This is a genomic window from Dietzia sp. Cai40 (genome assembly GCF_014145165.1).
Lineage (GTDB): Bacteria > Actinomycetota > Actinomycetes > Mycobacteriales > Mycobacteriaceae > Dietzia > Dietzia natronolimnaea.
This window is the reverse complement of the sequence record NZ_JAALEB010000315.1, coordinates 1-1258: the sequence shown is the minus strand read 5'-3', so window position 1 is coordinate 1258 and position 1258 is coordinate 1. Positions and strand designations below refer to the sequence as shown.

General features: G+C 68.2%; 3 protein-coding genes. All 3 read left to right on the top strand.

The window, feature by feature from the left end; all coding sequences use genetic code 11:
• The first annotated feature begins 192 nt into the window (after window positions 1–192).
• Window positions 193–414, top strand: a complete 222-nt coding sequence (locus G6022_RS12130; RefSeq protein WP_017837771.1) for a helix-turn-helix domain-containing protein — start codon at window positions 193–195, stop codon at window positions 412–414.
• 160 nt (window positions 415–574) lie between these two features.
• Complete coding sequence (locus G6022_RS12125) at window positions 575–676, top strand: AURKAIP1/COX24 domain-containing protein (RefSeq protein ID WP_003855542.1); 102 nt, start codon at window positions 575–577, stop codon at window positions 674–676.
• Between the two features lie 163 nt (window positions 677–839).
• Window positions 840–1258, top strand: a 419-nt coding sequence (locus tag G6022_RS12120; protein ID WP_347238176.1) for an NAD-dependent epimerase/dehydratase family protein, incomplete at its 3' end; no start/stop codon positions are given.

Genomic DNA, 1258 nt, shown 5'->3' with positions numbered 1-1258 from the left:
GGGACGTCGCATTTAGCACAAGCCCTGTTCAGGGTGGGTCAGGCCGCGGTCGGGCGGCGTGTCGTCAAAGTTATTTGCCCACTCCCGTCGCATTGATCACACCCTTCACGCTAGGCTCATACCCAGCACGTGCGTGTCCGTACCGCAGGAGGGGAAGCCTGCGGCACGACGCGTGCCACGAAGGGTTGTGAGATGGCGACTACCGACAAGACCGAAGGCGGCGCACAGGCGGCGGGGGGTTCCCAGTTCCTGACCGTTGCCGAGGTCGCAGCGCTCATGCGCGTGTCCAAGATGACGGTCTACCGGCTCGTCCACTCGGGCGAGCTGCCCGCGGTGCGGGTGGGGCGGTCGTTCCGCGTGCATTCCAAGGCGGTCCACGAGTACCTGGACACGTCGTACTTCTCCGCCGGCTGACCCGCTCCGGGTCGGCCCCCGGGCCCGTTTTCGTCGCGGCCCCACCTGCGGGTAGTCTGGACGGGTTCCGTACCGGCTTCCGAGCCCGCTTAGATGCCGGAACGCAGTAAGCCCGCTGTAAGGCCCCAGACCAGTAGTCGACAGGTAGGTGACCCCCGATATGGGTTCTGTGATCAAGAAGCGCCGCAAGCGTATGTCCAAGAAGAAGCACCGCAAGATGCTCCGCCGGACGCGCGTGCAGCGTCGCAAGCTCGGTAAGTGAGTCCGGCGGCGCCTCGATAGCGCCCGGACTCACGCCCGTAGCAGATGCCCGTCACCCGCAAGTGGTGGCGGGCATCGGTGTGTCGCGGGGTGTGTGTAGCAGCACGTCCGGGGTACGCGGACCGGGCGACGGACCGGGGGGGTCCACGGCTACAGTGGTCTGGGTGAACCCCGAAGCACCAACCCGTCGGCCCGCCCGGGCTGTCGCCGTCGTGGGCGGGAGCCGATACCTCGGCGCCCACCTCGTGGGGATGCTGCTCCGGTCCGAATCCGTCGAGCGCGTCCTGGCCATCGACTCCGTCAAACCGTCGCCGCAGCACCGCCGTCGGATGAGGGACGCCGAGTTCGTCCGCCTCGACCCGCAGTCGCCGCGCCTCCAGGGCATCCTGCGCGATGCCGGCATCGACACCGTCGTCCACGCCGGACTGCACCACACCGACTTCGCCCCGGGCGGCCGTGCGGCCGTCAAGGAGGCCAACATCATGGGCTCGATGCACGTGATCGCGGCCTGTGGGCGGGCCGCGACCGTCAAGCGGTTCGTGTTGATCTCCTCGACCACCGTCTACGGCTCCTCGGGCGTGGA